Source organism: Streptomyces griseorubiginosus (assembly GCF_036345115.1).
Classification (GTDB): domain Bacteria; phylum Actinomycetota; class Actinomycetes; order Streptomycetales; family Streptomycetaceae; genus Streptomyces; species Streptomyces griseorubiginosus_C.
The window spans coordinates 191,974-217,722 of record NZ_CP107766.1 but is presented as its reverse complement, the minus strand read 5'-3'; the positions used below and the strand labels follow the sequence as shown (position 1 = coordinate 217,722).

25 protein-coding genes are annotated in these 25,749 nt (G+C 71.5%); 16 read left to right on the top strand and 9 right to left on the bottom strand.

Annotation, left to right across the window (positions count from 1 at the left end; genetic code table 11):
* Positions 1-28 precede the first annotated feature (28 nt).
* Genes OHN19_RS01010 through OHN19_RS01000 form a run of 3 tightly spaced genes read right to left on the bottom strand, consistent with a single transcriptional unit; the run spans position 29 to position 2,747 of the window.
* Positions 29-1,183, bottom strand: a complete 1,155-nt coding sequence (locus OHN19_RS01010; RefSeq protein WP_330262228.1) for a CoA transferase — start codon at positions 1,181-1,183, stop codon at positions 29-31.
* A 27-nt stretch (positions 1,184-1,210) separates the two neighbouring features.
* Positions 1,211-1,990 (bottom strand): enoyl-CoA hydratase/isomerase family protein, encoded by a 780-nt coding sequence (locus tag OHN19_RS01005; RefSeq protein ID WP_330262227.1) that lies wholly within the window; start codon positions 1,988-1,990, stop codon positions 1,211-1,213.
* 1 nt (position 1,991) lies between these two features.
* Positions 1,992-2,747: a 3-oxoacyl-ACP reductase family protein gene (locus OHN19_RS01000; RefSeq protein WP_330262226.1), complete on the bottom strand. Its 756-nt coding sequence runs from the start codon at positions 2,745-2,747 to the stop codon at positions 1,992-1,994.
* A 101-nt stretch (positions 2,748-2,848) separates the two neighbouring features.
* Here OHN19_RS01000 and OHN19_RS00995 point away from each other — a divergent pair, with 101 nt between their 5' ends.
* From OHN19_RS00995 to OHN19_RS00950, 10 genes are all read left to right on the top strand, one after another.
* Complete coding sequence (locus OHN19_RS00995; RefSeq protein WP_330262225.1) at positions 2,849-3,991, top strand: acyl-CoA dehydrogenase family protein; 1,143 nt, start codon at positions 2,849-2,851, stop codon at positions 3,989-3,991.
* A gap of 97 nt (positions 3,992-4,088) precedes the next feature.
* Positions 4,089-5,579 carry an aldehyde dehydrogenase family protein gene (locus tag OHN19_RS00990; protein WP_330262224.1) on the top strand — a complete coding sequence of 497 codons (1,491 nt, stop codon included), beginning with the start codon at positions 4,089-4,091 and terminating at the stop codon, positions 5,577-5,579.
* 25 nt (positions 5,580-5,604) lie between these two features.
* Entirely contained in the window at positions 5,605-7,179 is a 1,575-nt protein-coding gene (locus OHN19_RS00985) for an AMP-binding protein (RefSeq protein ID WP_330262223.1), read from the top strand.
* A complete protein-coding gene (locus tag OHN19_RS00980; protein WP_330262222.1) occupies positions 7,176-8,336 on the top strand; it encodes a thiolase family protein in 1,161 nt (386 codons plus the stop codon). Before OHN19_RS00985 ends, OHN19_RS00980 begins: the two co-directional genes overlap by 4 nt.
* Positions 8,333-8,728 (top strand): Zn-ribbon domain-containing OB-fold protein, encoded by a 396-nt coding sequence (locus tag OHN19_RS00975; RefSeq protein ID WP_330262221.1) that lies wholly within the window; start codon positions 8,333-8,335, stop codon positions 8,726-8,728. Before OHN19_RS00980 ends, OHN19_RS00975 begins: the two co-directional genes overlap by 4 nt.
* A 151-nt stretch (positions 8,729-8,879) precedes the next feature.
* Positions 8,880-11,579, top strand: a complete 2,700-nt coding sequence (locus OHN19_RS00970) for a nitrate- and nitrite sensing domain-containing protein (RefSeq protein WP_330262220.1) — start codon at positions 8,880-8,882, stop codon at positions 11,577-11,579.
* 2 nt (positions 11,580-11,581) lie between these two features.
* Positions 11,582-12,016, top strand: coding sequence for a roadblock/LC7 domain-containing protein (locus OHN19_RS00965; protein ID WP_330262219.1), 435 nt, complete (start codon positions 11,582-11,584; stop codon positions 12,014-12,016).
* Positions 12,013-12,402, top strand: a complete 390-nt coding sequence (locus OHN19_RS00960; RefSeq protein ID WP_391192154.1) for a DUF742 domain-containing protein — start codon at positions 12,013-12,015, stop codon at positions 12,400-12,402. The genes OHN19_RS00965 and OHN19_RS00960 overlap by 4 nt, the downstream gene beginning before the upstream one ends.
* Positions 12,383-12,976, top strand: coding sequence for a GTP-binding protein (locus OHN19_RS00955; RefSeq protein WP_330262218.1), 594 nt, complete (start codon positions 12,383-12,385; stop codon positions 12,974-12,976). The genes OHN19_RS00960 and OHN19_RS00955 overlap by 20 nt, the downstream gene beginning before the upstream one ends.
* 84 nt (positions 12,977-13,060) lie before the next feature.
* Entirely contained in the window at positions 13,061-13,843 is a 783-nt protein-coding gene (locus OHN19_RS00950; RefSeq protein ID WP_330262217.1) for a FadR/GntR family transcriptional regulator, read from the top strand.
* Positions 13,844-13,863: 20 nt separating this feature from the next.
* Here OHN19_RS00950 and OHN19_RS00945 read toward each other — a convergent pair whose 3' ends face one another.
* From OHN19_RS00945 to OHN19_RS00935, 3 genes are all read right to left on the bottom strand, one after another.
* Positions 13,864-14,886, bottom strand: coding sequence for an LLM class F420-dependent oxidoreductase (locus tag OHN19_RS00945; RefSeq protein WP_330262216.1), 1,023 nt, complete (start codon positions 14,884-14,886; stop codon positions 13,864-13,866).
* Positions 14,883-16,019 (bottom strand): acyl-CoA dehydrogenase family protein, encoded by a 1,137-nt coding sequence (locus OHN19_RS00940; RefSeq protein ID WP_330262215.1) that lies wholly within the window; start codon positions 16,017-16,019, stop codon positions 14,883-14,885. The genes OHN19_RS00945 and OHN19_RS00940 overlap by 4 nt, the downstream gene beginning before the upstream one ends.
* Positions 16,020-16,101: 82 nt before the next feature.
* Positions 16,102-16,869: an enoyl-CoA hydratase/isomerase family protein gene (locus tag OHN19_RS00935; protein WP_330262214.1), complete on the bottom strand. Its 768-nt coding sequence runs from the start codon at positions 16,867-16,869 to the stop codon at positions 16,102-16,104.
* A gap of 136 nt (positions 16,870-17,005) precedes the next feature.
* On the opposite strand from OHN19_RS00935, the gene OHN19_RS00930 reads away from it, so the two are divergent.
* A complete protein-coding gene (locus OHN19_RS00930; protein WP_330262213.1) occupies positions 17,006-17,872 on the top strand; it encodes a crotonase/enoyl-CoA hydratase family protein in 867 nt (288 codons plus the stop codon).
* Between the two features lie 128 nt (positions 17,873-18,000).
* A complete protein-coding gene (locus OHN19_RS00925; protein ID WP_330262212.1) occupies positions 18,001-19,410 on the top strand; it encodes a family 1 glycosylhydrolase in 1,410 nt (469 codons plus the stop codon).
* Here the strand turns inward: OHN19_RS00925 and OHN19_RS00920 are convergent.
* Both OHN19_RS00920 and OHN19_RS00915 read right to left on the bottom strand, forming a co-directional pair.
* On the bottom strand, positions 19,389-19,889 hold the full coding sequence (locus OHN19_RS00920; RefSeq protein ID WP_330262211.1) for a MaoC family dehydratase: 501 nt from the start codon (positions 19,887-19,889) through the stop codon (positions 19,389-19,391). The genes OHN19_RS00925 and OHN19_RS00920 overlap by 22 nt on opposite strands.
* Positions 19,890-19,972: 83 nt before the next feature.
* Complete coding sequence (locus OHN19_RS00915) at positions 19,973-20,794, bottom strand: enoyl-CoA hydratase/isomerase family protein (RefSeq protein WP_330262210.1); 822 nt, start codon at positions 20,792-20,794, stop codon at positions 19,973-19,975.
* Positions 20,795-20,902: 108 nt separating this feature from the next.
* On the opposite strand from OHN19_RS00915, the gene OHN19_RS00910 reads away from it, so the two are divergent.
* From OHN19_RS00910 to OHN19_RS00895, 4 genes are read left to right on the top strand one after another with little or no spacing between them, the layout of a single operon-like run.
* Positions 20,903-22,021, top strand: coding sequence for an acyl-CoA dehydrogenase family protein (locus tag OHN19_RS00910; RefSeq protein ID WP_330262209.1), 1,119 nt, complete (start codon positions 20,903-20,905; stop codon positions 22,019-22,021).
* 55 nt (positions 22,022-22,076) lie between these two features.
* On the top strand, positions 22,077-23,255 hold the full coding sequence (locus OHN19_RS00905; protein WP_330262208.1) for an acyl-CoA dehydrogenase family protein: 1,179 nt from the start codon (positions 22,077-22,079) through the stop codon (positions 23,253-23,255).
* Positions 23,252-23,764: a nuclear transport factor 2 family protein gene (locus OHN19_RS00900; protein ID WP_330262207.1), complete on the top strand. Its 513-nt coding sequence runs from the start codon at positions 23,252-23,254 to the stop codon at positions 23,762-23,764. The genes OHN19_RS00905 and OHN19_RS00900 overlap by 4 nt, the downstream gene beginning before the upstream one ends.
* The gene (locus OHN19_RS00895) at positions 23,764-24,519 is read left to right on the top strand and encodes an SDR family oxidoreductase (RefSeq protein WP_330262206.1); all 756 of its coding nucleotides are present in this window, start codon (positions 23,764-23,766) and stop codon (positions 24,517-24,519) included. The genes OHN19_RS00900 and OHN19_RS00895 overlap by 1 nt, the downstream gene beginning before the upstream one ends.
* 21 nt (positions 24,520-24,540) lie before the next feature.
* Here the strand turns inward: OHN19_RS00895 and OHN19_RS00890 are convergent, their stop codons facing one another.
* A complete protein-coding gene (locus OHN19_RS00890; RefSeq protein WP_330262205.1) occupies positions 24,541-25,737 on the bottom strand; it encodes a CoA transferase in 1,197 nt (398 codons plus the stop codon).
* Positions 25,738-25,749 lie beyond the last annotated feature (12 nt).

Here is a 25,749-nt window from a genome sequence, read left to right as displayed (position 1 = left end):
GTACCTCCAAAGCAGCAGATGTGTCAGGTCAGTTGAGTTCGCGCAGCACGTCGTCGGTGTGCTCACCGAGCGTCGGCGCGCCGGTGCGGGGTTTCTCGTCCACGCCCCAGAAGCGCACCGGCGTCGCCACGGTCCTCAGCGGCGGCGCGTCGCCCATCCCGGGCTGCTCGACGAACGCCCCCACGGCCTCCGCCTGCGGATCGGCGGACACCTCCGCCAGGGTCTGCACGGGCGCCCACCAGACGCCCTCGGCGTCGAACCGTGCCGCCCACTCGTCCAGCGGCCGGCGCGCGAACTCCTCGTCGAAAGCGGCGATCAGTTCGCGTACGTGGCCGCGCCGTGCCTTGCCGGTCGCGAACCGCTCGTCGTCAAGGAGGTCCTCGCGGCCGAGCGCCTTGACCACGCCCGGCCAGTGCCGGTTGCCCTCCAGGCCGACCAGCCAGAACCAGCGGTCGTCCGCGGCCCGGTAGCAGTTGTAGAGCGGGGACTCGTGCTCGCTGCGGTGACGGGTACGGCCGCGCTTGCCGAAGAAGTTCTGCAGGGCGAGGTCGTTGCCGTTGGCGTACGTCCCGGACCGCAGCAGGGAGACGTCGACGACGCCGCCCTCCCCGGTGCGTTCGCGCCGGAGCAGCGCGGCCAGCACACCGGCCACCAGGTTGGCGGCGGCGGTGCGGTCGCCGAGCCCGGGTCGGATACCGGGCGGCGGCTCCCCGGCCGGGTTGAGCATGCCGGCGATGCCGGGCCGCGCCCAGAAGGCGGAGACGTCGTATCCGGCGCGGTCGCGCTCGGCACCCGTCCAGCCGTAACCCGTCAGCGTGCCGACGACCAGCCGGGGGTGTCGCTCCCGCAGCTCGTCCGGGTCCAGCCCCAGCCGCTCCAGCGCGCCCGGGCGGAGGTTGGTGACGAAGACGTCGGCGCGTTCAAGGAGCCGCTCCAGAACGTCCTTGCCGTCCGGCGAGCGCAGGTCGAGGACGATCCCGCGCTTGCCGCGGTTGTCGGTCTCGAACGGGGGCGCGCTGTCGATGTCCTGGCCGACGTGCTTGAGCGTGTACCGGTTGGGGTCGCCGGTCGGTGCCTCCACCTTCACGACGTCCGCTCCCCAGTCGGCGAGCATGGTGGCCGCTGCCGGAGCGGCCACCCACATGCCCAGCTCGACGACGGAAATGCCTTCCAGTGGCCGCACGGCCCACCTCCAGATACGTAGAAACGCCTACACGCCGCGGAACTCGCCCGGGCGGCGCTCGCGGAAGGCCTTGAGTCCCTCGGCCCGGTCCTCGGTGGTGAACAGCACCGCGACGGTCTCGCGCTCGTACGCGATCGCCGCCTCCAGGTCCATGCCGAGCCCGTAGTCGACCAGCCGCTTGCCCGCCGCGAGGGCGAGCGGCGCCCCGGCCGTCAGTCCGCCGGCCAGCTTCTCGGCGGTGGCGAGCGCCCAGCCGGGTTCGGCCAGCTCGTTGACGAGCCCGAGCTGCCAGGCGCGCTCCGCGTCGATCGGTTCGCCGGTGAGGATCATCTGCTTGGCGATCGCGGGCGGCATCAGGCGCGGGAGCCGCTGGGTCCCGCCCGCTCCGGGCAGGACGCCGAGCTTCATCTCGGGCAGGCCCAGCCTGGCGCCGCGCTCCACGACCCGCAGGTCACAGGCGAGCGCCAGCTCCAGTCCACCGCCGAACGCGAACCCGTGAACCGCGGCGACGGACGGCTTGGGGAAGTCCTCCAGCAGTGCGTACGCCTGCGTCAGCCGCCCCACGAAGGCCCGGAACTGCCCGGCGGAGGTGAACGACTCGATCTCGCCCAGGTCGGCACCGGCCGAGAAGGCCCGGCCCGCGCCGGCCACGATCAGGGCGCGTACGTCGTCGTTGTCGCGTAGGTCGTCCAGTGCCCGGGTGAGCCGGTCCACCGTCTCGGAGCCGACGGCGTTGAGCCGTTCCGGCCGGTCAAGGGTCAACACGGCGATCCTGTCGCGGAGTTCGACACGCAGCACGGCGCTCACCTCAGACCATCGTCAGGCCGCCGCTGACCGAGAGCGTCTGCCCGGTCATGTAGGCGGCGTCGTCGGACGCGAGGAAGGACACCACACCGGCGATCTCCGCGGGCTGGGCGACGCGGCGCAGCGGGATGGCCCGCACGGTCGCGTCGTACATCTTCTGGCTGAAGTCGGCGACCTGGCCGAGCAGCGCCGTGTCGGTCGGTCCGGGGCAGACGGTGTTCACGGTGATGGCGTGCCGGGCGACCTCGCGGGCGAGGGCCTTGCCGAAGGCGATGACACCGCCCTTCGTCGCGGAGTACACGACCTCACCGGAGGAGCCGACCCGGCCGGCGTCCGAGGCGATGTGCACGATCCGGCCGCCGCCGCGCTCGATCATCGAGTCGAGCACCGCCCGGGTCATGGTGATCGTGCCCCGCAGGTTGACGGCGATGATCCGGTCCCAGGTCTCCTCGTCGCTGTCGACGAACCGGCCGATGACATCGATGGCCGCGTTGTTCACCAGCACGTCCACCGGGCCGAGTTCGGTCGTCACCCGCCGCACCGCCGCACGCACGGCCGCGCTGTCGGAGATGTCGGCGCCGACCCCCGTGGCGGGTACCCCGTGCCGCTCCGTGAGCCCGGCCGCGACCTTGGCCGCTGCCTGGGCGTCCACGTCGCAGACGGCGACCGAGGCGCCCTGGGCGGCCAGTGTGTCGGCGATCGCCTCGCCGATGCCCCGTCCCGCCCCGGTGACGAGCGCCACCTTGTCCCGTACGCTCACGCGCCCTCCCTCGCCTGGGTCCAGAAACAGCGCTATCGTATAACTACTTCAGCTAAATAAGCGAGATGCCGAGTGCGTGAGATGCGGGAGTGGAGCCGAGCATGCGCCGTACGATCTTCACCGAGGAGCACGAGCTGTTCCGGGAGACCGCCCGCTCCTACTACCTGCGGGAATGCGTCCCGCACACCGAGGAGTGGGAGCGTGACGGGCAGGTCGGCCGGGCCGCGTGGGCGGCGGCGGGCAAGGCCGGGCTCATCGGCTGGGAGTTCCCGGAGGAGTACGGCGGTCAGGGCATCCGGGACTTCCGCTACAACGCGATCATGGCCGAGGAGATGGCCGCCACCGGCGCGGTCGGCATCGGGCTCGGCCTGCAGAACGACGTCCTCCCGCCCTACCTCATGAACCTCACCACTCCCGAACAGAAGGCCCGCTGGCTCCCCGGAGTGATCGCGGGCGAGACGATCTGCGCGCTCGCGCTGTCCGAGCCCGCCGCCGGATCCGACCTCAAGGGCATCCGCACCACCGCCCGCCGCGACGGCGACGAGTGGGTGATCGACGGCTCCAAGACCTTCATCACCAACGGCATCCTCGCCGACCTGGTCGTCGTCGCCTGCAAGACCGATCCGGACGCCGGGCACAAGGGCATCAGCCTGCTCGTCGTGGAACGCGGCGCCGAGGGCTTCGAGCGCGGACGCAAGCTCGACAAGGTCGGCATGAAGGCCCAGGACACCGCCGAACTCTTCTTCCGTGAGGTGCGGGTGCCCGCCGAGAACCTCCTCGGGCAGGAAGGGCGCGGTTTCTACCACATGATGGGCAACCTCCCCACCGAGCGGCTCGCCATCGCGGTGGCCGCGCTCGCCTCGGCCGAGCGCGCCTTCGGCTTCGCGCTGGAGTACGCCAAGGACCGCACCGCCTTCGGCCGGCCCATCGGGCAGTTCCAGGCGAACAGGTTCGCGCTCGCCGACATCAAGGCCAAGCTCGGCGTGGCCAGGGTCTTCCTGGACGGCTGCATCATGGCCCTGGTCCAGGGCGAGCTGACGGCCGAGGAGGCCGCCGCCGCCAAGTACTGGACCACGGAGACCGGCTGGGAGGTCATCGACCGCTGCATGCAGCTCTTCGGGGGCTACGGCTACATCAACGAGTACGAGATCGCCCGCATCTGGCGCGACAGCCGCGTCCAGCGGGTGTTCGGCGGCACCTCGGAGATCATGCAGGAGATCGTCGGGCGGTCGCTGGGGCTGTGAGCCTCGCGAGAACTGCGCTGGTTATTGATTGGTTCGGCTAAATAGGTTATCTATTTAAGCTGTACGCAAGTCAGGGTGGCGGGCTCCAGGAGGCACCGTGGTCACGGTCGATGTGAAGCTGCACCAGGAACGGGCCGAGCAGGACCTGCCCCGCCCCCGGCTCGTGATCGGCGGCAAGGACCTGCACGACACCAGCGGCGGGCTGTACGAGCACGTCAACCCCGCCACCGGACTCGTCCAGGCCCTCGTCCCGCTCGCCGGGCCCGCCGAGGTGGACCGGGCCGTGGCCGCCGCCCGGCAGGCCTTCGAGGTGTGGGGGCCCATGCGGCCCGCCGAGCGCCGCCGACTGCTCACCCGCTTCGCGCAGCTCCTGCGCGAGCACATCCAGGACTTCGCGGCCATCTGTCCGCTGGAGAACGGCGTCTGCATCGGCGGCTGGGCGGAGAACGTCGGACCGCACGTCGCCGAGTGGACCGAGTACTACGCGGGCTGGGCCGACAAGATCGAGGGCATGGTCGGGGCCGCCTACAGCCCGCACGAGAACGTCGAGTACACCCTCGCCGAGCCGTACGGCGTCATCGGCCACATCATCACCTGGAACTCTCCCGCGCTCTCCCTGGCGATGAAGGTCCCGCCCTCGCTCGCCGCGGGGAACACCGTGGTCATCAAGCCGGCCGAGTCCACGCCGTTCTCCGCCCTGCTCTTCGCCGACCTGGCCCGCGAGGCGGGCATCCCCGACGGCGTGATCAACGTCGTCACCGGACTCGGCGACGCGGGCGAGGCCCTGGTGACCCACCCCGGGGTCGACAAGATCTCCTTCACGGGCGGTCCGGCCACCGCGCGCCGCATCATGGCGTCCGCGGCCCAGAGCCTCAAGCCCGTCCTGTTCGAGCTGGGCGGCAAGTCCGCCAACCTGCTCTTCGCCGACACCGACCTGGACACCGTCGTGCCGTACTGCGCGGCCTTCGCCATGAGCAACACCGGCCAGGGCTGCGCGCTGCCCACCCGCCTGCTGGTCGAGCGCCCGATCTACGACGAGGTGGTCGCCCGGGTCACCGGGGTCGTCGCCCACCTGCCGGTCGGCGATCCGCTCGACCCGACGACCTACATCGGGCCGCTGATCAACAGTGCCGCCCGCGACCGCGTCCAGGACGTCATCGACAAGGCGGTCGAGCGCGGCGCGGGACGGCTCGTGTTCGGCGGTGAACGCATCGACTCCGACGGCTGCTTCGTCCCCCCGACCGTCTTCGCCGACGTCGACAACAAGAGCGACCTCGCCCAGCGGGAGATCTTCGGCCCGGTCCTCGCCCTCACCCCGTTCGACACGGAGGAGGAGGCCGTCGCCCTCGCCAACGACACCGAGTACGGCCTGTCCGCCTACATCCAGTCCCGCGACATAGCCCGCGTGAACCGTCTGGTGCCGCGCCTGAAGGCCGGGACGGTCTACGTGAACCCCGGCCCGAACCCGATCACCTCACCTGCCACACCTTTCGGGGGCGTCGGCATCAGCGGGTTCGGACGGGAAGGCGGCAGGGCCGGACTGGAGGAGTTCATCCACGTCAAGGGCGTCGGCGTCGGCCGCGTCTGACGAGATCCCACAGGAGTCATCCACCGTGAATCCCGCCCGCCGCCTGACGTTCGGCGACCTCATCCGCGAACACCGCAGGTCCTACCCGGACGGCGTCGCCCTCGTCGACGGCGACACCCGGCTGACCTGGCCCCAGCTCGACGAGCGCACCAACCGCCTCGCCAACGCCCTCACCGACGCGGGCGTCGGCCCCGGTGACCGCATCCTGTGGCTGGGCCAGAACTCCTTCCGCATCTGGGAGCTGCTGGGCGCCGCGGCGAAGACCGGCGCCATGGTCTGCCCCGGCTACTGGCGCTGGGCCGCTCCCGAAATGGCCTTCGCCGTCGAGGACTTCGACCCCAGGGTCATCGTCTGGCAGGACGAGGAGATCGGCGACACCGTCGCCAAGGCACGGGCCGAACTGGGCACCGACCACCGGGCGTTGTGGCTGCGCCACGACACCGACGGGCCCGACTCCTACGAGTCCTTCCTGGCTTCCGGTGCACCCGAGGACCCGGCGGTGGACGTCGACCCGGACTCCGCGCTGCTGGTCATCTACACCGCGGCGATCTCCGGACGGCAGTCCGGCTCGATGCTCTCGCACCGCAACCTGCTGGCCATGGGCGCCAGTTCCGCCTGGATGGGGGACATCGGCGCGGAGGCCGCCTTCCTCGGCGCGGGGCCGATGTTCCACATCGGCAACTACCAGTTCTGGGGCGTACCGGCCTTCGTCCACGGCGGCAAGAACGTCATCGTGCGCCGCGTGGTCGCCGAGGAACTGCTACCGCTGCTCGCGGCGGAGAAGTGCACCCACGCCTATCTGATGCCGCCGACCATCGCGCAACTCGTCGCCCTGAACCGCGAGGCCGGCCACGACCTCTCCCACCTGCGGGCGAGCGTCGCCGCCCCCCTGTGGCAGGGCACCGTGCCCACCGACACCAGCCGCTTCACCCGCAACGGCGGCGGTGAGGGCCGCGGCTACGGGCAGACCGAGGTGACCGGCTTCGCCGTGACCGGCGCCTACGGCGGCACGGGCACCGGCAACGCGGGACGCCCCGGCCCCTTCACCGCCGTACGCGTCCTCGACAGCGCCGGCGAGGAGTGCGCGACCGGGGTGGCCGGTGAGATCTGCGTCCGCGGTGACCTCGTGCACCTCGGCTACTGGAACCGGCCCGAGATCAACGAGGAGCGCTTCCGTTTCGGCTGGTGGCACACCACCGACCTCGGCCGGCGCGAGGCCGACGGCACGATCAGCTTCCTCGGCACGACCACCCGGATGCTCAAGTCGGCGGCCGAGAACATCTTCCCGGCCGAGGTCGAGAACTGTATCGAGGCGCACCCCGCGGTGAAGGAGGCCGCCGTGATCGGCGTCCCCAACGAGCGCTGGGCGCAGGACGTCAAGGCGGTCGTCGTGCTCCACCAGGACGCGGGAGACGTCACGGCGGCGGACGTCATCGAGCACTGCCGGGCGCGGATCGCCTCGTACAAGAAACCGAAGACGGTGGAGTTCGTCGACGCCCTGCCCCGCACGAAGGACTACGCCAAGGACTACGAGGTGCTCGACGAGCGCTTCGGCGGGGGCGGTTACCCGGGCGGCGACACGCTCGGCGCGGGACGATGAACCCCGCGGACCGCCGCCTGCCGGTCGTCGTCGGTGTGTACGCCACCGAACAGGCGCTGTCCCTCCCGGACCGGGACGCCATGGACCTCGCGCTGGAAGCGGTGACCGGCGCCGTCGCGGACGCCGGGCTGACACCCGCCGACGTCGACGGAGCCCAGGTCGACTGGCCCGGCCCGGGCGGCGTGCCCGGCGAGGGCAGCTCCTGGGCCCGCCTGTTCGGCCGGGACCTGCGCTGGACGAGCGACTCCATGCTCGACAACGCCGGCTCGCGGGGCCTGCTGAAAGCGGCGGCGGCGATCCGTGCCGGGTTCGCGGACACCGTCGTCGTCGGCGGCTGCAAGCTGGTCTCGCGCGGGACGGGGCCCGTCGGGGCCGGGGTGGCGCTGGAGTTCGCCGATGTGTGGGGCAGCTATGTCGTCGCCCAGTTCGCGCTGGTGGCGGCACGGCACATGCACGAGTACGGCACGACTTCGCGCCAGCTCGCGGAGGTCGCCGCCACCATCCGCAACAACGGCACCACCAACCCGGAGGCGATGATGTACGGGCGCGGCCCGTACACCGCCGAGGACGTGCTCGCCTCCCGCATGGTGGCCACCCCCTTCCACCTGCTGGACTGCTGCATCGTCGGCGAGGGCGGCGCCGCGCTCGTCGTGACCACCGCCGAGCGGGCCCGGGACCTGCCGCACCCGCCCGTCGCCGTGCTCGGTGGCGGCATGGAGTACCACCAGGCCGCGTACGCCAACCCGGCCCTGCACCGGGAGGTCGGCGGACTCGGCCGCGACGCCGCGAACCGCGCGTACGCCATGGCCGGTGTGAGCCCGCACGACGTGGACGTGTTCTCGCTCTACGACCCCAACTCCTTCGAGATCATCCGGCAGTTGGAGATCCTCGGACTGTGCGGGGAGGGCGAGGGCGGTCCGCTGGCCGCGAGCGGGGCCATCGCCGTCGGCGGCAAGTACCCCGTCAACCCGGACGGCGGCTGTCTGTCCTACGCGTGGAACGGCACCCAGCAGATGACGCTCAAAGTCGTCGAAGCCGTACGGCAGTTGCGCGGCACGGCGGTGCATCAGGTCGAGGGCGCGGAACTGGCCGTCGTGGGCAACGCCGGCTCCGGCGCGCAGCACTACGAGATGAGCGTGCTGGGGAGGACGCGATGAACCGGCCCGCCCCCGTCCCCACCGAGCTGTCCCGGCCGTTCTGGGAGGCCGCCCGGCGCGGGGAGCTCGTCGTGCCGCAGTGCCCGGCCTGCGGCCTGCGCTTCTTCGCCCCCGAACCGGCCTGCCCCGGCTGTCTGTCACGGGAGTGGCGGTACGCGCCGAGTGCGGGCCGCGGGACCGTCTACTCGGTGACCGTCGTGCACCGGGCACCCGGCCCCGGCTTCGACGCGCCCTTCGCGCTGGCCGTCGTCGACCTGGACGACGGGGGCACCCTGCTCACGCACGTGGACGCGGGCGACCCCGACCACGTGCTCATCGGGCTGCGCGTCCGGGTGGACTTCCGCGCCCTCACCGACGAGATCACGCTGCCGTACTTCGTACCGGAGAGCTGAACGGCCCCTCGCGCCGCTCACTACCTCACCACAATTTAAACACCGATTACTCTAAGTGTATTGAGTTAGCGGTTTCCAGCGATAGCATCTCCCGCATCGTGCGGGCCCCACTGGGGCGGCCCGCCCCTGTGAGCATCGCTGAGGTCCTGAAGTGGCAGTGCATGCCCGAGCGTCGAAGAGACAGGGCCGACGGGAACCCCGAGCCGGACGCCAGCCGGCCCTGCGGACGGTCCTGCTCGTGCTGGCCCTGGTGCCCATCGTGACCCTGGTGGCGCTGTGGGCGGTCGACTCCGCACAGCTCTACACCGACTGGCGACGCCAGCAGGACCGCAACGACGTGTCCACGCAGGCCGCCCGGCCGGTGCTGGGCGCCTTCTTCAGCCTCCAGGAGGAACGACGGCTGAGCGAGGCGACTCTGGCCGACCCCGCTGCGTACCGGAAGCAGCTGAGCGCCCAGCGGGCCCGCACCGACGCGGCCGTCAAAGCCGTAGAGGCGTTGCCCGACAGCGGGTGGAACGCGCCGGCCGACATCCGCGGCGACGTCGTCGACCTGGGCAGAGCTCTGCGGAGCCTGGCCGGCTACCGCGACGGCGTCGACGGGCGAACCGCCTCGCCGCAGCGGACGTTCGACGACTACACGGGTCTGATCTCCCGGCACCTGAAGGTGTTCAACACGCTCAGCACCGTCGGCCTGCCCGGCATCGACCACCTGGTGCGCCCGGTCATCGACGAGGACTGGGGCGCCGAGATGATCTCGCGCGAGGACGCGCTGCTCACCCGCGCCTCGGTGAGCGGCAAACTCACCGGTGACGAGCGGGCACAGCTCGCCGCCTGGATCGGCGCCCAGCAGTTCATCTACGACGACAAGGTCGTGCCGCTGCTCTCGGACGACGAGGCGCGGCAGTTCCGCAAGCTCATGGCGGGCAGCGCCTGGAAGAAGAAGACCGCCGTCGAACAGGCCGTGCTGGCGGGCTCCGCCACCGGCGGCGACACGGACCGCTTCTCCAAGGACCTCGGGCGGAACTGGCGCGACAGCGTCCAGCAGGTCTACGCACAACTCCAGGAGCGAAACGCCTCCTACGCGAAGACCCTCACGGACGCCACCGACAAGCAGTTGCGGTCGATGGAGACCCGGCTGATCGTCACGAGCGTCACCAACGCCGTAGCCGTGCTCGTGGTCGCCCTGATCACCGCCCTGTTCACCCGCATGCTGCGCCGCAGGATCTCCGCCCTGCGCACCGCCGCCCTGGACCTGCAGACCCGGCTGCCGGACGTGGTGGCCCGCCTGCGCCGGGGCGAGGTCGTCGACCAGGACGCCGAACTCCCGGCGATCCAGCACGGCGGAGACGAGCTCGGACAGCTGGGCCGGGCCCTCAACCTCGCCCGCCACACCGCCCTCGACACCACGGTGACCCAGGTGGGCCAGCTCCACGGCTTCGAGAAGCTCCTCCAGCGCATCGCCCGCCGCACCCAGCTGCTCATCGGCCTCCAGATGAAGAAGCTCAGCGAACTGGAGCGCAAGCACGAGGACCCCGAGGTCCTGGAAGACCTCTTCGACCTCGACCACCTCACCGCCCGCCTGCGCCGCTACGAGGAGAACCTCGTCATCCTCGGCGGCGGTCAGCCCCAACGGCGCTGGCGCAAACCGGTGTTGGTGCTGGACGTGCTGCGGTCCGCACAGAGCGAGGTGCAGGACTACCGGCGGATCCAGATCGAGGTGCAGGGCCGCGTCTGGCTCTCCGAGCGCGCCGTCGGCCTCGTCATCCACGTCCTGGCCGAGCTGATGGAGAACGCGGTCGGCTTCTCCCGGCCGCCGACTCCCGTGGAGGTGTACGCCGCCCAGGTCGGCCGGGGTCTCGCGGTGGAGATCGAGGACCGCGGAGTGGGCATGGACGCCGAGCAGTACGAGGCGGTCAACCGGATGATGGCCGACCCGCCCCGCATGGACGTGATGTCGCGGGCCGACGACGTGAGGCTCGGCCTGTACGTCGTCGCCCGGCTCGCGCAGGGGCTCGGCATCCAGGTGGAGCTGCGGCCCTCGGCGTTCGGCGGGACGCGGGTGGTCGTCCTCATCCCGGACGAACTGGTCGTCATCGACGACTCCGCGCCCGTCGAGGAGATCGTGAGCTCCTGGCCGCCCGCGCCGGCGCCCGTGCCCGATCCTGTGACGTCGGACGTCGAGTCGGCTCCGGTCGCGGCGGTCCAGGGCCCGGAACCGCGTGTCCGACGGCCGGCCACGACCGGTGCACCGCCCGGCGCGGCCGCGCTGCGGGAGAGGCTGCAGAACGGCTCAGGGCGGCCCCGTCCCGTACCGCGTCAGTTCCGTGCGCCGGGCCCGGGCGACGGTCCGGCCCCGGGTGACGGTGCGGACCCGGTCACCCCACCGCGCCGACGCCTCCCGTCCCAGCCGTTCGGCCCGGCACCGGTCCATGCGGCATCGGCCCAGCCCACGCCGGCCCACCCCACCCCGGTCCACTCGACGCCGGACCATCCGGCACCAGGGCATTCGACGAGGCCGGACCATCCGGCACCGCATTCGATGACGCCGGGTCATCAGGCACCGGCCGCCCTCGGCGCACCAGCCCGGACCGCCGGCCCGGACGTGATACGACCGCTGCCCAAACGCGTGCGCCAGGCCAGCCTCGCCGACGAACTGCGTGACCCCGACGCGGCCGTACGGCCCTCCTCGGACGAGCGGGAGGCCGGGCCTCGGCCCACCCCGGCCCGCTCCGGCGCCACCATCGGCGCCTTCCAACGCCAGTCCCGGATGGCCCGGCGTACGACCCCCACGGCAGACCGCGGCCCCGCCGACGCCCTGCCGACCCGCAGAAGTTCCCCGACGGAAGACTGACCATGACGCTGCGCACGACCGCCACATTTCAGGACCTCGACTGGCTGCTGGACGGCCTGGTCGAACAGGTCCCGGGCACCCGGCACGCCATCGTGCTGTCCGACGACGGCCTGGTGGTGAGCCAGTCCAGCACCATCGCCCGGGGCGACGCGGAGCGCCTCGCCGCCGTGGCCACCGGTCAGCAGAGCCTGGCCCGCGGGGTCGGCACGCTCTTCGACGGGGGGCCGGTCCACCAGGTCATCGTCGAGCTGGCCGACCTGTGGCTGTTCATCTCGGCCGCCGGCCGCGGCACCCACCTGGCGGTCGTGGCCTCCCAGGAGGTGGACGCGGAACTCATGGCCGTCGCCATGCACACGCTCATGCAGCAGGTCGGCCAGCGCCTCGGCGCGGAGGCACGCGTCGTCCTGCCCACCCTCGAGGGCGGTGTACGTGAGTGAGCCACTGGACGGACGGCCTGGAGCCGGACGACGCGGACGCCCAGTCCGTGCGGCCCTACACGATCACCCAGGGCCGCACTGCCCCGGGCCGTGACGACCTCACCCTGATCACCCTCGTCACGACCGTCGAACCGGAGGTCGCGGGCCGCTCCTCGCGCGGTCTGCAACCCGAACACCGCGCCATCCTGCGGCAGTGCCGTACGCCGGCGGCGGTGGCCGAGATCGCCGCCGGCCTGGACCTGCCGATCTCGGTGGCCAAGATACTGATCGACGACCTGGTCGCCCTGGGCAGGGCGACCACCCGTCCGCCGCTCGCAGTAGCGGCAGGAAGCGCCGTGGACATGAACCTGCTCAGGGCGGTGAGAGATGGTCTCCGTAGACTCTGACTTCACCTCACGCACCGTCGGCGCCGCTCCCGCGGCCGTCAAGATCCTCGTGGCCGGCGGCTTCGGCGTCGGCAAGACGACCCTCGTCGGCGCGGTCAGCGAGGTGGCTCCGCTGCGCACCGAGGAGTACCTCACCGTGGCCAGTGTCGGCGTCGACGACGTCGAGGGTGTCGAGCGCAAGACCACGACCACCGTCGCCATGGACTTCGGCCGCATCATGGTCAGCCCCCGGCTGGTGGTCTACCTCTTCGGCACGCCCGGGCAGGAGCGCTTCTGGTTCATGTGGAACGACCTCGTGCACGGCGCCCTGGGCGCGGTCGTCCTCGCCGACACCCGCAGACTGGAGAGCAGCTTCGCCTCCATCGACTTCTTCGAGAGCCGGCGCATCCCCTTCGTGGTGGGCGTCAACTGCTTCCACGGCCGCCGGGACCGGGACGAGGGCGAGGTCCGCGAGGCGCTCGACCTCGACCCCGAAGTCCCGCTGATGATGGGCGACATGCGGGAACGGTCGGTCGGCCGCGACCTGCTGCTGTCCCTGGCCGACCATCTCATCCGGACGAACTCGATAACCTAGTTGAAATAGTTATCTAGTTGTAGAGTGGGGCCACCGGTACGCGCCGCGCTGCGCGCCTGCCGGCCGGACGGAGGTGGTCCCGCGATGAGTGAGACCGGAAGGCGGGGCGGAGGCGGGCTGGGCGGCGTCCAGGTGCGGGTCCCCAAGATGGCCGAGCTGGTGGCCGCACGGCTGCGCCGGATGATCGTGCGCGGCGAACTCGCCGAGGGCGACGCGCTGCCGTCCGAGACGGCCCTCATGGAGGAGTTCGCCGTGTCCCGCCCCACCCTGCGCGAGGCGTTCCGGGTGCTGGAGTCCGAGTCGCTGATCACCGTGCGCCGGGGCGCCCGGGGCGGGGCGCGGGTGCAGGTCCCGGAGGGCACGGTGGCGGCCCGGTACGCGGGCGTGGTGCTGGAGTACCGGGGGACGACCCTGAAGGACGTGTACGACGCCCGTACGGTCATCGAGGCGCCGTGCGCCGGTCTGCTGGCGGAGCGGCGCACGGACGAGGACCTGCGGCGGCTGCGGGACGCCGTTGACGAGGCCGAGGGGCTCATGGACGACCCGTCGGCCTTCATCCGCGCCCACATGGAGTTCCACGCGCTCGTCGTCGAACTGGCGGGCAACGAGACCCTCGGCGTCCTCAACGGCATGGTCCGGCACATCATCGACCAGGCGAACTGGTCCCATGTCGACCTCGACGCCGGCAGCCCCGAGAACATCCGGGCCAACCGGCGGGGTTTCCGCGCCCACCGCGCGCTCGTCGACCTGGTCGCCGCGCGCAGCGCCGAGGCCGCGGAGGAACTGTGGCGGGTCCATCTCCAGGAGGCCGAGGACTATCTGCTGCGGAGCAGGTCCATGACCACCGTCCTGGACCTGCTCGGCTGACCGGCCGGCTCTGCCACTGCTCAGCTCTCGCGGAGCTCCGCCACGATCGGCTCCCACACCTCGGCGTCGATCTCGTACGCGGTGTAGAAGGACACCCGGTCGACCAGCGCCCCGTACCGGCGCCGGATCTCGCCCGCGACCCGCTCCGGCTCCGCGACCACGGCGAAGGTGTGGAGCACCTCGTCGTCGACGAGCCGGGTCATCGCCTCCCACTTGTCCTCGCGCCGGGACGTCGACAACGCGTGCAGTTCGTCGCCGAGTTCGCCCCAGCCGTGCAGCTCCAGGACGCCCCGGTAGGCGGGCGTGCTGCCGTAGAAGGCGATCTGCCCGCGGGTGCCGTCGATCGCGCGGGCCATCTCCTCCTCGGTGCGGCCGGTCGCTGTCAGCAGCAGGTGGGAGACGGAGAAATCGGAGCGCGTACGGCCCGACGCGGCCAGCCCGGCCTCGACGGTCGGCAGCGTGACCTCGCGCAGATAGCGCTCCGTGGTGAAGCCGTGCGCGAGCAGCCCGTCGGCCACCTCGCCGGCCACCCGCGTCATCGCCGACCCGACAGCGGCCACGAAGACCTTGGGCGCCCCTCCGGTCGCGGGCGGGGGAGAGAAGAACGGCGACATCAGCGTGTGCGAGTAGAAGTCCCCGCGGAAGTTGAGCCGTTCGCCCTCGTTCCAGGCGGCCCAGATGGCGTGCAGCGCGCTCACGTACTCCCGCATCCGGGCCGCCGGCCGGCTCCACGGCATGGCGAAACGCCGCTCGATGTGCGGTTTGATCTGGCTGCCGAGGCCGAGCGAGAACCGCCCGCCGGCATACGTCTGCAAGTCGTGCGCGGTGTACGCGAGTTGCATGGGGGAGCGGGCGAAGGCCACCGCGATGGCGGTGCCCACCTCGAGGCGGTCGGTGTGCTCGGCGGCCAGCGTCAGCGGCAGGAAGGGGTCGTGCTTGGACTCCGAGGCCCACAGGCCGTCGTAGCCCACCTTCTCGTGGTGCCTGGCCTCCTCCACGACCTCCGCGGTGCTCCACACGTTGAGCTTGCCGTCGACCTTCATGCCGCTCCTCCGACTGCTTCCATGCCGATGCGCTGTGCGAGCAGTTCGCGATGGTACGCGGGGTCGCCGAACAGCAACTGCGATGTCTTGGCCCGCTTCAGATAGAGGTGGGCCGGGTGTTCCCAGGTGAAGCCGATGCCGCCGTGGACCTGGATGTTCTCCTCGGTCGCCTGCAGACACGCGTCGGAGCAGAACGCCTTGGCCAGGCTCGCCACGGCGGGCAGGTCCGGCGCCTCGTCCGAGGCCGCGAGCAGCCCGTAGTGCGCGGCGGCCCGTGCCGACTCGACCTCCAGCAGGACGTCGGCCAGCAGGTGCTTGACGGCCTGGAAGGACCCGATGGGCCGCCCGAACTGGTGCCGCACCTTGGCGTACTCCACCGCCGTCTCCAGCGCGCGGGAGGCCACCCCGACCTGCTCGGCGGCCAGCGCGACGGCGGCCCGGTCCAGGACCTGTGCGACCAGGTCCCAGCCGTCACCGTGCGTCCGCAGCCGGATCGCCGGTACGTCGGCGTAGTCGAGGCGCGCCTGTCTGCGGGTCGGGTCCAGCGTGGGCAGCGGCTCACGCGTCAGCCCGGGTGCGTCACCGTCCACCAGGAAGACGCCGATCCCGTCGTCGGCCCGGGCCACGGTGAGGACGACATCGGCGGCCGCGCCGTCCAGGACGAACGTCTTGTGCCCGGTCAGCAGCCAACTCCCGGCGGACGCACGGGCGGTGAGCCGCACGCCCGCCGCGTCCCAGCGCGCGGAGTCCTCGGTCAGGGCCAGTGTCCCGACCAGCTCCCCGGAAGCCAGGCCCGGCAACAGCCGCTTGCGGGCCTCCTCGTCGGCGCAGCGGAGCAGCGTGGTGGTCGCGAGGACGGCCGAGGACAGCAAGGGCGCGCACAGCAGCGCACGGCCCGCCTCCTCCATGACCACGCCCACCTCGACCGGCCCGCACCCGGCGCCGCCGTACTCCTCGGGCACGGCCAGTCCCTGAAGGCCCAGCTCCGTGCCCATACGGCGCCACAGCGCACGGTCGAACCCCTCCGGGGTCTCCATGAGGCGCCGTACCTCGGTCTCGGGCGAGGTGTCCGCGAGGAACGCCCTCACCGTGCGCCCGAGTTCCTCCTGCTCCTCGCTGAACGCGAAGTCCATGCGGGTACTCCTTTCCGGCTGCGGCTGCGGCTGCGGCTGCGGCTGCGGCTCTGCGCCTCTGCGCCTGTAAGGCTCTGGGGGCTCAGCGGCGACCGCGCGCCGCGATCATCCGCTCGACCGCCGCGATGTGGTCCGGTGCGTGCATGGTGTCCCGCTCGGCGAGCAGGGCCGGTTCCATCACGGTGTCGAGGGCCTGCTCCAGATGCCGGTTGACCGCGCGCTTGGTCTCGCGCAGCGCCTGCGCGGGCAGGGCCGCCAGCCGCCCGGCCAGGTCCATGGCCTCGTCCATCAGCTTGTCCCTGGGCACGGCACGGTTGGCGATGCCCAGCCGCACGGCGTCCTCGGCGCTCACCCGCTCGCCCAGGAACAGGAGTTCCTTCGCGCGGGTCAGGCCCACGAGCAGCGGCAGGACGTACGCGCCGCCGTCGCCCGCTACGAGGCCGACCTGGACGTGCGGATCGGCGAGATAGGTGTCGTCGGCGATCAGCACGAGGTCGCTCAGCAGGGCCAGGCTGCAACCGAGGCCGACGGCCGGGCCGTTGACCGCCGCGATCACGGGCAGGGGGCAGCGGACCAGGCCCGTGATGATCCCGCGAGCCTCGTCGACCTGCCGCTCCCGGAAGGCATTGTCGCGCTGGACCCGGGTCATGGTGTCGAGGTTTCCGCCGGCGCTGAAGGCCGGGCCGCGCCCGGTGAGCACGATCACCCGGGCTTCCGGGTCGGCGGCGACCTCGTCCCACACCGACGCCAGGCCGGTGTGCAGTTCGTCGCTCATCGCGTTCCGCTGCTCGGGCCGGTTCAGCTCGATCAGCCGGACCGGCCCGACGGCCGTCACCACCAGATCCGTCATGTCCACCGCCCTCGTTCGGACTCGCTCGTCCCGGACCGACGTCCAGGAACGCCCGTCCAGGATCTTTCGTTAGAGTTGAATGCTATAACTAATTAAGCTTTCTGGAAACGGGCTCGTGGAGCGACGGAGGACACGCATGGCGCAGCAGGAGTACGAGACCGTGCGGGCCGAGACGGCGGACCGGATCCTCACCGTCACCCTCGACCGGCCCGAGCGGCTCAACGCCTTCAACCCGCAGATGATGCAGGACCTGCTCGACGTGCTGGACGCGGCCGACGCGGACGACGAGGTGCGGGTGGTCGTGGTGACGGGCGCCGGCCGTGGCTTCTGCGCGGGCGCCGACGTCAGCTCCGGCGGCTCGTCCTTCGACCACCGCAGGGCGGGCGCCTGGCACCGGGACACCGGCGGCCGGGTCGCGCTGCGGATCTTCTCCAGCACCAAACCGGTCATCGCGGCGATCAACGGCCCGGCGGCGGGCGTCGGGGCGAGCATGACCCTGCCGATGGACATCCGGCTGGCATCGACGACGGCGAAGTTCGGCTTCGTCTTCGCGCGCCGCGGCATCGTGCCGGAGTCGGCGGCGAGCTGGTTCCTGCCCCGGGCGGTCGGCATGCAGCGGGCCATGGAGTGGGTGGCGACGGGCCGCCTCTTCGGTCCCGACGAGGCGCTGGAGGCCGGTCTGGTCCGCTCCGTCCACTCGCCGGAGGACCTGCTGCCGGCGGCGTACGAACTCGCCCGGGAGATCGCCGGGACCACCTCGGCGATCTCGGTCGCCCTGGCCCGCCAGATGATGTGGCGGATGCTGGGCGAGCCCCACCCCATGACCGCGCACCGGCTCGACTCCCGCATCATGAGCCAGATAGGCGGCGGCCCGGACCCGGTCGAGGGAGTCGAGTCGTTCCTGGCCAAGAGGCCGCCCGCCTTCCCCGGCCGGGTCAGCAAGGACATGCCGGACGTCTACCCCTGGTGGCAGGACGAGGACTTCCGGCCCTTCGGGGAGTAGGCGGCCGCGGGGTTTACACATCCAGGAGATCTGGCCGAAACATTGTCGTGGTTTGCATGAAGTGTTAGCGTCCGGGCGGCGGACATTCAGTTGAATGCGCTAAACCATTGACCGCCTGGACGGTGCCCATGAGCGATGGTTTCCTGCATGAGTCCTTGCGCGGTGTCGACTGGGGGGTCGCCACGGCGGACACCATCGCGGCTCCACCGCCGCCCCCGCCGGAACGCGGCGGGCACTTCCGGCAGTGGACGGACGACATCCGGCAGCTGCTCGGCGTCACCCCGGACACCCACCGCATGGTCGCCGGGTGGCCGCAGCTCCAGCCCGACGGCCCAGGCCGTTGGGACCGGCAGGCGCTGGACCGCTGCGAGCGCGCGCTCGACGCCCTGCTCGCACAGGGCAGGCGCCCCGCACTCACCCTGTTCGACCGCACCCTGCCCCCCTGGCTGGACGCCGCGGGCGGCTGGCTCAGCCGCGACACCGCGGAGCACTTCGCCGCGTACGCCGCCGAGCTGGGCCGCCGCTTCGGCGACCGGGTGGACCGCTGGATCACCTCCACCGACCTCGCCGGTCCCACACTCGCCGACCATGTGGCCGGAATGTACTCACCGGGCCGGGGCGCGGGCCGCGCCGGGCTGCCGGCGGTCCACCACATCCTTCTGGCCAACGGGCTCGCCACCCAGGCCCTCAGGTCCGTCGGCGCCACGGGCCGGATCGGGACGACGGTCACCCTCGTCGGCGGCTACGCGGCCACCGACGACCCCTACGACCGGCTCGCCCTGGAGCGTCTGGACGCCTGGACCAACCGCCTGTTCCTCGACCCCCTGCTGCTCGGGGAACACATGGTGACCGAGGACGACGAAGCCCCGGTGGCGGCCTCCGGCTGCGTACGCCCCGGCGACCTGGAGGTCATCGCCACCGCCCAGGACCTGCTGGGCCTGTCCTGGCACACGCCGTTCCGCGTCACCGCGCCGGAGAACCTGCCCCGCGTCCTGCCGACCACCAAGTGCCGCAGCGCCCTCAACGAGGTCAACCGCCTGCTCGTGGGACTCGGGTTCGCGATCGTGCCCTTCGACGACGTGGAGACGACCGCCTACGGCTGGCCGATCATCCCCGAGGGGCTCGCCGACGCCGTAGCCGGGCTGTGCGACCAGTACGGGGACACGCTGCCCCCGCTGTCGGTCGTCGACAACGGCATGGGCGACCTGGACCTGGTGGACGAGACGGGACACAGTGACGACACCCGGCGTCGGGCCCTCCTGCGGGCCCGGCTCGCCTGGCTGGCGGGACTCGTCGCCGCCGGTGTCGAGGTGTGCGGCTACGAGTACTGGTCGGTCCTCGACAACCTGGAGGCCAAGTTCCGCTACACCCGCCTCTACGCGATGGCGATCCCGGACCACGAGCTGGCCCCGCGACCCGCGATGCCGTCCGACTGGGTGCACGGGGGAGCGTTCGCCATCGAGTCCACCGAGTCCGCCGTGGGTCCGAAGCCCGGACTGTCCCTCGTCCCCCGCTCTCACGGCGCCGGCGCCTCGTAGTCCCGGCCGCGGATCAGCCGCACCGGGCAGTAGACCAGGACGTCCTCGTCCCGCTGGTTGCGCACGGTGATCCGGCTGGTCACCACGCCCCGGCCGGGCTTGCTGGAGGGGCGGCAGCCCGTGGTCTCCACGACGGCGTACAGCGTGTCGCCGACGTAGACCGGTCCCAGCACGTCGAGCTCCATGTGGAGGAAGGCGAGTCCGGTGCCGTGCAGCACGTTCGTCTGCAGGACGAGCCCTTCGGCCAGACAGTAGGTCAGGCCGCCGGGCACCAGTCGGCCCGTGTACCCGCCCTCCGCCGCGTGCGTGGCGTCCCAGAAGAGCGGCTCGGTGAAGCCGCCCCAGGTGACGAAGTTGACCAGGTCGGTCTCGGTGACGGTACGGCGGGCGGTACGGAAGACCTGCCCGACCGGCATCTCCTCGTAGGTCAACCCCCGTACCAGCGGCGGGACTTCGGTGGTGATCTGCTCAGCAGTCATGATCGGTTCCTCTTGTGCGGCGGTCGGAGAGCCAGGGGGTTCTAGTGCGGTGGTCACAGAGCCAAAGGGTTCTGGTCCGGTGATCACAGAGCCAGCGGGTTCTTGTCGCCCACGCCCTCGAAGTCCGGGGCGCGCTTGTCGCGGTGGGCGGCCAGGCCCTCGACGACCTCGTGGCCCGCGAACCCGAAGAACTCCAGCCCGAGCGAGGCTTCGAAGATCGGCTGGGCGGTGCGGTACCAGTGGTTGAGGGACCGCTTGGTCCAGCTGATGGCGCTGGTGGGGCCGGCGGCCAGGACGCTCGCCACCCGGAGCGCCTCCGCGTGCACGTCCTCGTCGGCCACGCACTTCGACACCAGCCCGATCCGCTCGGCCTCCTCGCCGGTGAGCGCCTCACAGGTGAGCAGGTAGTACTTGGCCTTGGCCATGCCGCACAGCAACGGCCAGCAGATGGCGGCGTGATCGCCCGCAGCGACACCGAGCCGGGTGTGCCCGTCGACGATCTTCGCGGTGCGGGCGGCGATCGAGATGTCCGCCAGCATGCCGATGACCAGTCCCGCACCGACCGCCGGACCGTGGATCGCGGAGACCACGGGCTTGGAGCAGTTCATCACCCCGTAGACCATGTCCCGCGCCTCGCGCATCACCCGGGCGCGCACCGCGTAGTCCTCGGTCATGGCCTCGATGGAGTCGAAGGTCCCGCCCGCCGAGAACGCCCGGCCGGCCCCCTGGACCAGCACCGCCCGGGTCTGTTCGTCCCGGTCGATCACCGGCCAGATGTCGGCCAGCTCGCAGTGCATCCGCGGGTCGACCGCGTTGAGGTTCGGGGCGTCGAGCACGACGCGCAGCACGCCGGGCGCGGGCCGCTCGAAGGTCAGGCTCGTGAACGGGGCGTAGAGATCGGTCACGTCGCGCTCCTGGTGCATTCAGTGTGGATACTATAATTATCTAACTGTATCGAGCGGAGAGCGGCAAGCGATCGGCAGACGCGTCGCACCGAGGACGGGAAGCTCGGCATGGATCTCACCTTCAGCCAGGAACAGGACGAACTGCGCAAGGTCGTACGGTCGTTCCTGGCCAAGCACTCCGACGAGGCGGCCGTGCGCCGCCTGGCCGCCGAACCGCTGGGCCACGACCCGGTCCTCTGGCGGCGGATGGCCGGCGAACTGGGCCTCCAGGGGCTCGCGATCCCGGAGGAGTACGGCGGTCACGGCTTCGGCTACGTCGACCTCGGCATCGTCTTCGAGGAGGCCGGCCGGGCGCTGTTGTGCGGGCCGTACTTCGCCACCGTCGCCCTGGCGGCCGAAGCCCTCCTGCGCTGCGACGACGAACAGGCCCGGCGCGACCTCCTGCCGGGCATCGCGTCCGGTGAGACGGTGGCCACGCTGGCGCTCACCGAGGACAGCGGCCGCTGGGACGAGCAGGGCATCCGGCTCACCGGCCGCACCACCGCCGACGGCCCGAGGCTGACCGGCACGAAGACCTACGTCCCCGACGGACACCTCGCCGACCTGGTCCTGGTCGCCGCCCGCACCCCTGGGGGCATCAGCCTCTTCGCGGTCGACGGCGACGCAGCGGGTCTCGTCCGCACCGCCCTGCCCACCCTCGACCAGACCCGCAAACAGGCACGGCTGGACTTCACCGACACCCCCGCACGCCTGATCGGCAGCCAGGACACGGCGTGGCCCGCACTCGAACGCACCCTCGCCACCGCGTCCGTGCTCCTCGCCGCCGAACAGGTCGGGGGAGCGGCCGCCGCTCTGGACGCCGCCGTGGACTACGCCAAGATCCGGGTGCAGTACGGGCGCCCCATCGGCTCCTTCCAGGGGATCAAGCACAAGTGCGCCGACATGCTGGTGGAGATCGAGGCCGCCCGCTCGGCCGCGTACGCCGGGCTGTGGGCCCTGGACGCGGACGACGACACGGAGACCCCCGTCGCGGCGGCCCTGGCACAGGCCTTCTGCTCTGAGGCGTTCACCAAGGTCGCCGGCGACAACATCCAGGTGCACGGCGGTATCGGCTTCACCTGGGAACACCCCGCCCACCTGTACTTCAAGCGGGCCAAGAGCTCCGAGGTGCTGCTCGGCACACCGTCGTACCACCGCGAGCTGCTGGCCACCCGGCTCGGCATCTGAACCCCTGAACCCCCTCTGGGCCTCTGAACCTCTGGACCTCTGGAAGGAAGTCGGCATGGAGCTGGACTTCGGACCCGCCGTACGTGACTTCCGCGACGAGCTGCGGGACTGGCTGGCGGACCATCTCACCGGCGAGTTCGCGGCACACCGCGGCGTCGGCGGCCCCACCGACGGGGAGGCCTGGGAGGTCCGGCTGGCCTGGGACCGCGAGCTCTCGAACGGCGGTTGGCTGGGTGTGGGCTGGCCCAAGGAGTACGGGGGACGAGGACTCGGACTCCTCGAGGAGATCGTCTTCGAGTACGAGTACGCCCGCGCGAACGCCCCCTACCGGGCCACCGGCAACGCCCTCGACCTCCTCGGCCCGATGCTCCTGAAGATGGGCGGCGAGGAGCAGAAGAAGCGCTTCCTGCCGCCGATCCTCGCCGTCGAGGAACTGTGGGGCCAGGGCTTCAGCGAGCCCGGCGCCGGCTCCGACCTGGCCTCGGTCCGCACCCGGGCCGAGCGCGACGGCGACCAATGGGTGGTCAGCGGGCAGAAGGTGTGGACCTCCTTCGGTATCCACGCCGACTGGCTCTACGTCCTCGCCCGCACCGACCCCGACTCGGTACGGCACAAGGGCCTGACCATGCTGCTCCTGCCCACGGACCAGCCCGGTGTCGAGATCCGCCCCATCCGCAACCTCGCCGGCCAGGACGAGTTCGCCGAGGTGTTCCTCTCCGACGCGCGCACCGGCGCGGACATGATCGTCGGCGAGGTCGGACAGGGCTGGCGCACCGCGATGGCCACCCTCGGCATCGAACGCGGCACCACGCTCCTGCCCCAGCAGCTCACCTTCGAACGTGAGGCCGAGGCGCTGATCGACCTGGCCCGGGAGCGAGGCGCGCTCGACGACCCGATGCTGCGCCGCCGCATCATCGACGCCTGGATCTCCGTACGCATCATGCGCACCACCAACCTGCGCACCCTCGCCGAACTGACCGCGGGCCGCACCCCGGGCGCCCAGTCCACCACGGCCAAGCTCTACGCCTCCACCCGCCACCAGCAACTCGGTCACCTGGCGCAGGAGTTGGCGGGCCCGGCCGGTCAGATCGTCGGCGAGGACTACGGCCTGGACATGCGGCAGCGCTCCTTCCTGCTCTCCCTGGCGGAAACGATCTACGGCGGATCCAGCGAGATCCAGCGCAACATCATCGGCGAGCAGGTCCTCGGCCTGCCCAAGGAGCCCCGGCCATGACGCCGATCGAGGACCGCCTCGACCGCGTCGAGTCCCACCTCGCCATCCAGCAGCTGCCCGTGCGGTACGCGCTCGCCGTGGACGCCCGCGACCTCGACGCCTGGGCGGGCTGCTTCCGACCCGACGTCGACCTGGGCCGCCACGGCCGTGGCCGCGAGGCGCTGCTGGCCTACATCGAGCCCCTCGTCCGCGGCTTCCATCGGTCCGTCCACCAGATCTGCGGTCACCGCATCGAGTTCGCCGGCCGCGACACGGCCACCGGTTCCGTGTACTGCCGTGCCGAGCACGAGGTGGGGGAGCGGTGGATCGTGATGGCGATCCGCTATCTCGACGAGTACGCGCGCGTGGACGGCGAGTGGTACTTCTCCCGGCGCCGGGAGCAGCACTGGTACGCGGCGGACGTGACCGAGCGCCCCCAGCAGGTCGGTTTCGAGGGCTGGGCGGGCGCCGGACGGCCGGCACTGCCGGCCGCCTTCCCCACCTGGGGCCCCTTCTGGAAGGAGACGTGATGGAGCGGTTGGCGGGCAAGACGGCTCTGGTCACCGGCGGCGGGCAGGGCGTGGGCCGCGGGATCGCTCTCGCCCTGGCGGCCGAAGGGGCGGCGGTGGTGATCACGGGCCGTACCGAGGGCAAGCTCAAGGACACCGCGGGAGAGATCGCCGAACGCGGTGGGCGGGTCCACAGCGTCGTCGGGGACGTGGGCGAGCGGTCGGACGTCGACCGCATGGTGGCGGAGACGGTACGGGAGTTCGGCGGCCTGGACGTGCTCGTCAACAACGCGCAGAGCTCCGTGCAGCGCCGGCTGGAGGAGACGTCGTACGACGACGTGGAACTCGCCTACCGCAGTGGCCCGTTGGCGGTCTTTCACGCGATGCGGTCCGCCCTGCCCCACCTGAAGGCCGGCCGCGGCAGCGTCGTCAACCTCGGTTCGTCGGCCGCGGTGCAGGGCGAGGCGGGCTTCGCGGCCTATGCGATGGCGAAGGAGGCCATCCGGGGACTCACGCGCGTGGCTGCGCGGGAGTGGGGCCCGTACGGGATCCGGGTGAACGTCGTCTGTCCGGCCGCCCTGAGCCCGGCCGCGGAGGCGTACTTCGCCGCCCGCCCGGACCAGGCCGAGAAGGTGGTGGCCGGCATTCCGCTGGGCAGGATGGGTGACCCGGAGACGGACATCGGGCGGGCGGTGGCCGCGCTCGTCAGCGACGACATGGCCTATCTGACCGGCGCGACACTGATGCTGGAGGGCGGCAGGACACTGCTCGGATAGTCGGACCGGGGTCGGGGTCCGTCACACGACGCCCCGCGCGCGCAGTCCCGCTATCTGATCCCGCGTCAACCCCGCTACCTCGCCGAGCACTTCATCGGTGTGCTCGCCCAACCCCGGCGGCGGGGCGTACCCGTCGACCGGCGTCGCCGCGAACCGGATCGGGTTGGCGAGCAACGGCAGTCGCCCCGACACCGGGTCCTCGACCTCCACCAGCATCCCCCGGTGCCGTATCTGCGGGTCGGCGAAGACCTCGGGCATCTCGTTGAACGGGCCGGCCGGAACATCGTGTGCGTCGAGGACCGTCAGCCAGTCGTCCCGGGTCCGGGTGCGCAGGATCGCCTCCAGCACCGGCAGGATCTCCTCGCGGTGCGCGATCCGGGCCGAGGTGGTGGCGAACCGCGCGTCCTGGAGGAGATCGGTGCGGTCGGCGGCCGCGCAGAACGCGGCGAACTGCTTGTCGTTGCCCGCGACGAGGAAGATCGGCTTGTCCGCGCACTGGAACGCCTGGGACGGGATGCCGCCGTATCCGCCGTTGCCGCGCCGCGCGGGCACCTGGCCGGAGACCAGGTAGTTCATCGCGAAGTGCGACAGCGAGGCCAGCCCGCAGTCCAGGAGGGACAGGTCGATGAACTGGCCCTCTCCGGTGACGTCACGGTGCCGCAGGGCCGCCAGGACGGCCGTCGAGGCGTACAGGCCGGTGAGGATGTCGACCATGCTGACCCCGACCTTCATCGGCTCCTCCGGGTGCCCGGAGACGCTCATCATCCCGGACATGGCCTGGAAGATGCCGTCGTAGCCGGGCCGTTCGGCGTACGGCCCGGTCTGACCGAAGCCCGTGACCGAGAGGTAGACGAGGCGTGGATCGAGTTCCCGCAGGCTCTCGTGGTCCAGGCCGTACTTCGCCAGTGTGCCGGTCCGGAAGTTCTCGACGACCACGTCCGAGCGGGCGGCGAGCGCACGGATCACCTCCTGCCCCTCGGCGGTGGCGTGGTTGACCGTGACCGACCGCTTGTTGCGGTTGCAGGAGAGGTAGAAGGCGGCGGTGTCCGTGCCGGGCGCGAACGGTGGCCCGTACGTGCGTGAGTCGTCACCCGTCCCCGGCCGTTCGACCTTGATCACCTCTGCGCCGAGGTCCGCCAGCATCTGGGTGGCCAGGGGCGCGGCGAGGATGCGGGACAGATCGAGGACGCGGATCCCGGCCAGGGCGGTCGACGGCATCGAGGTCTCCCT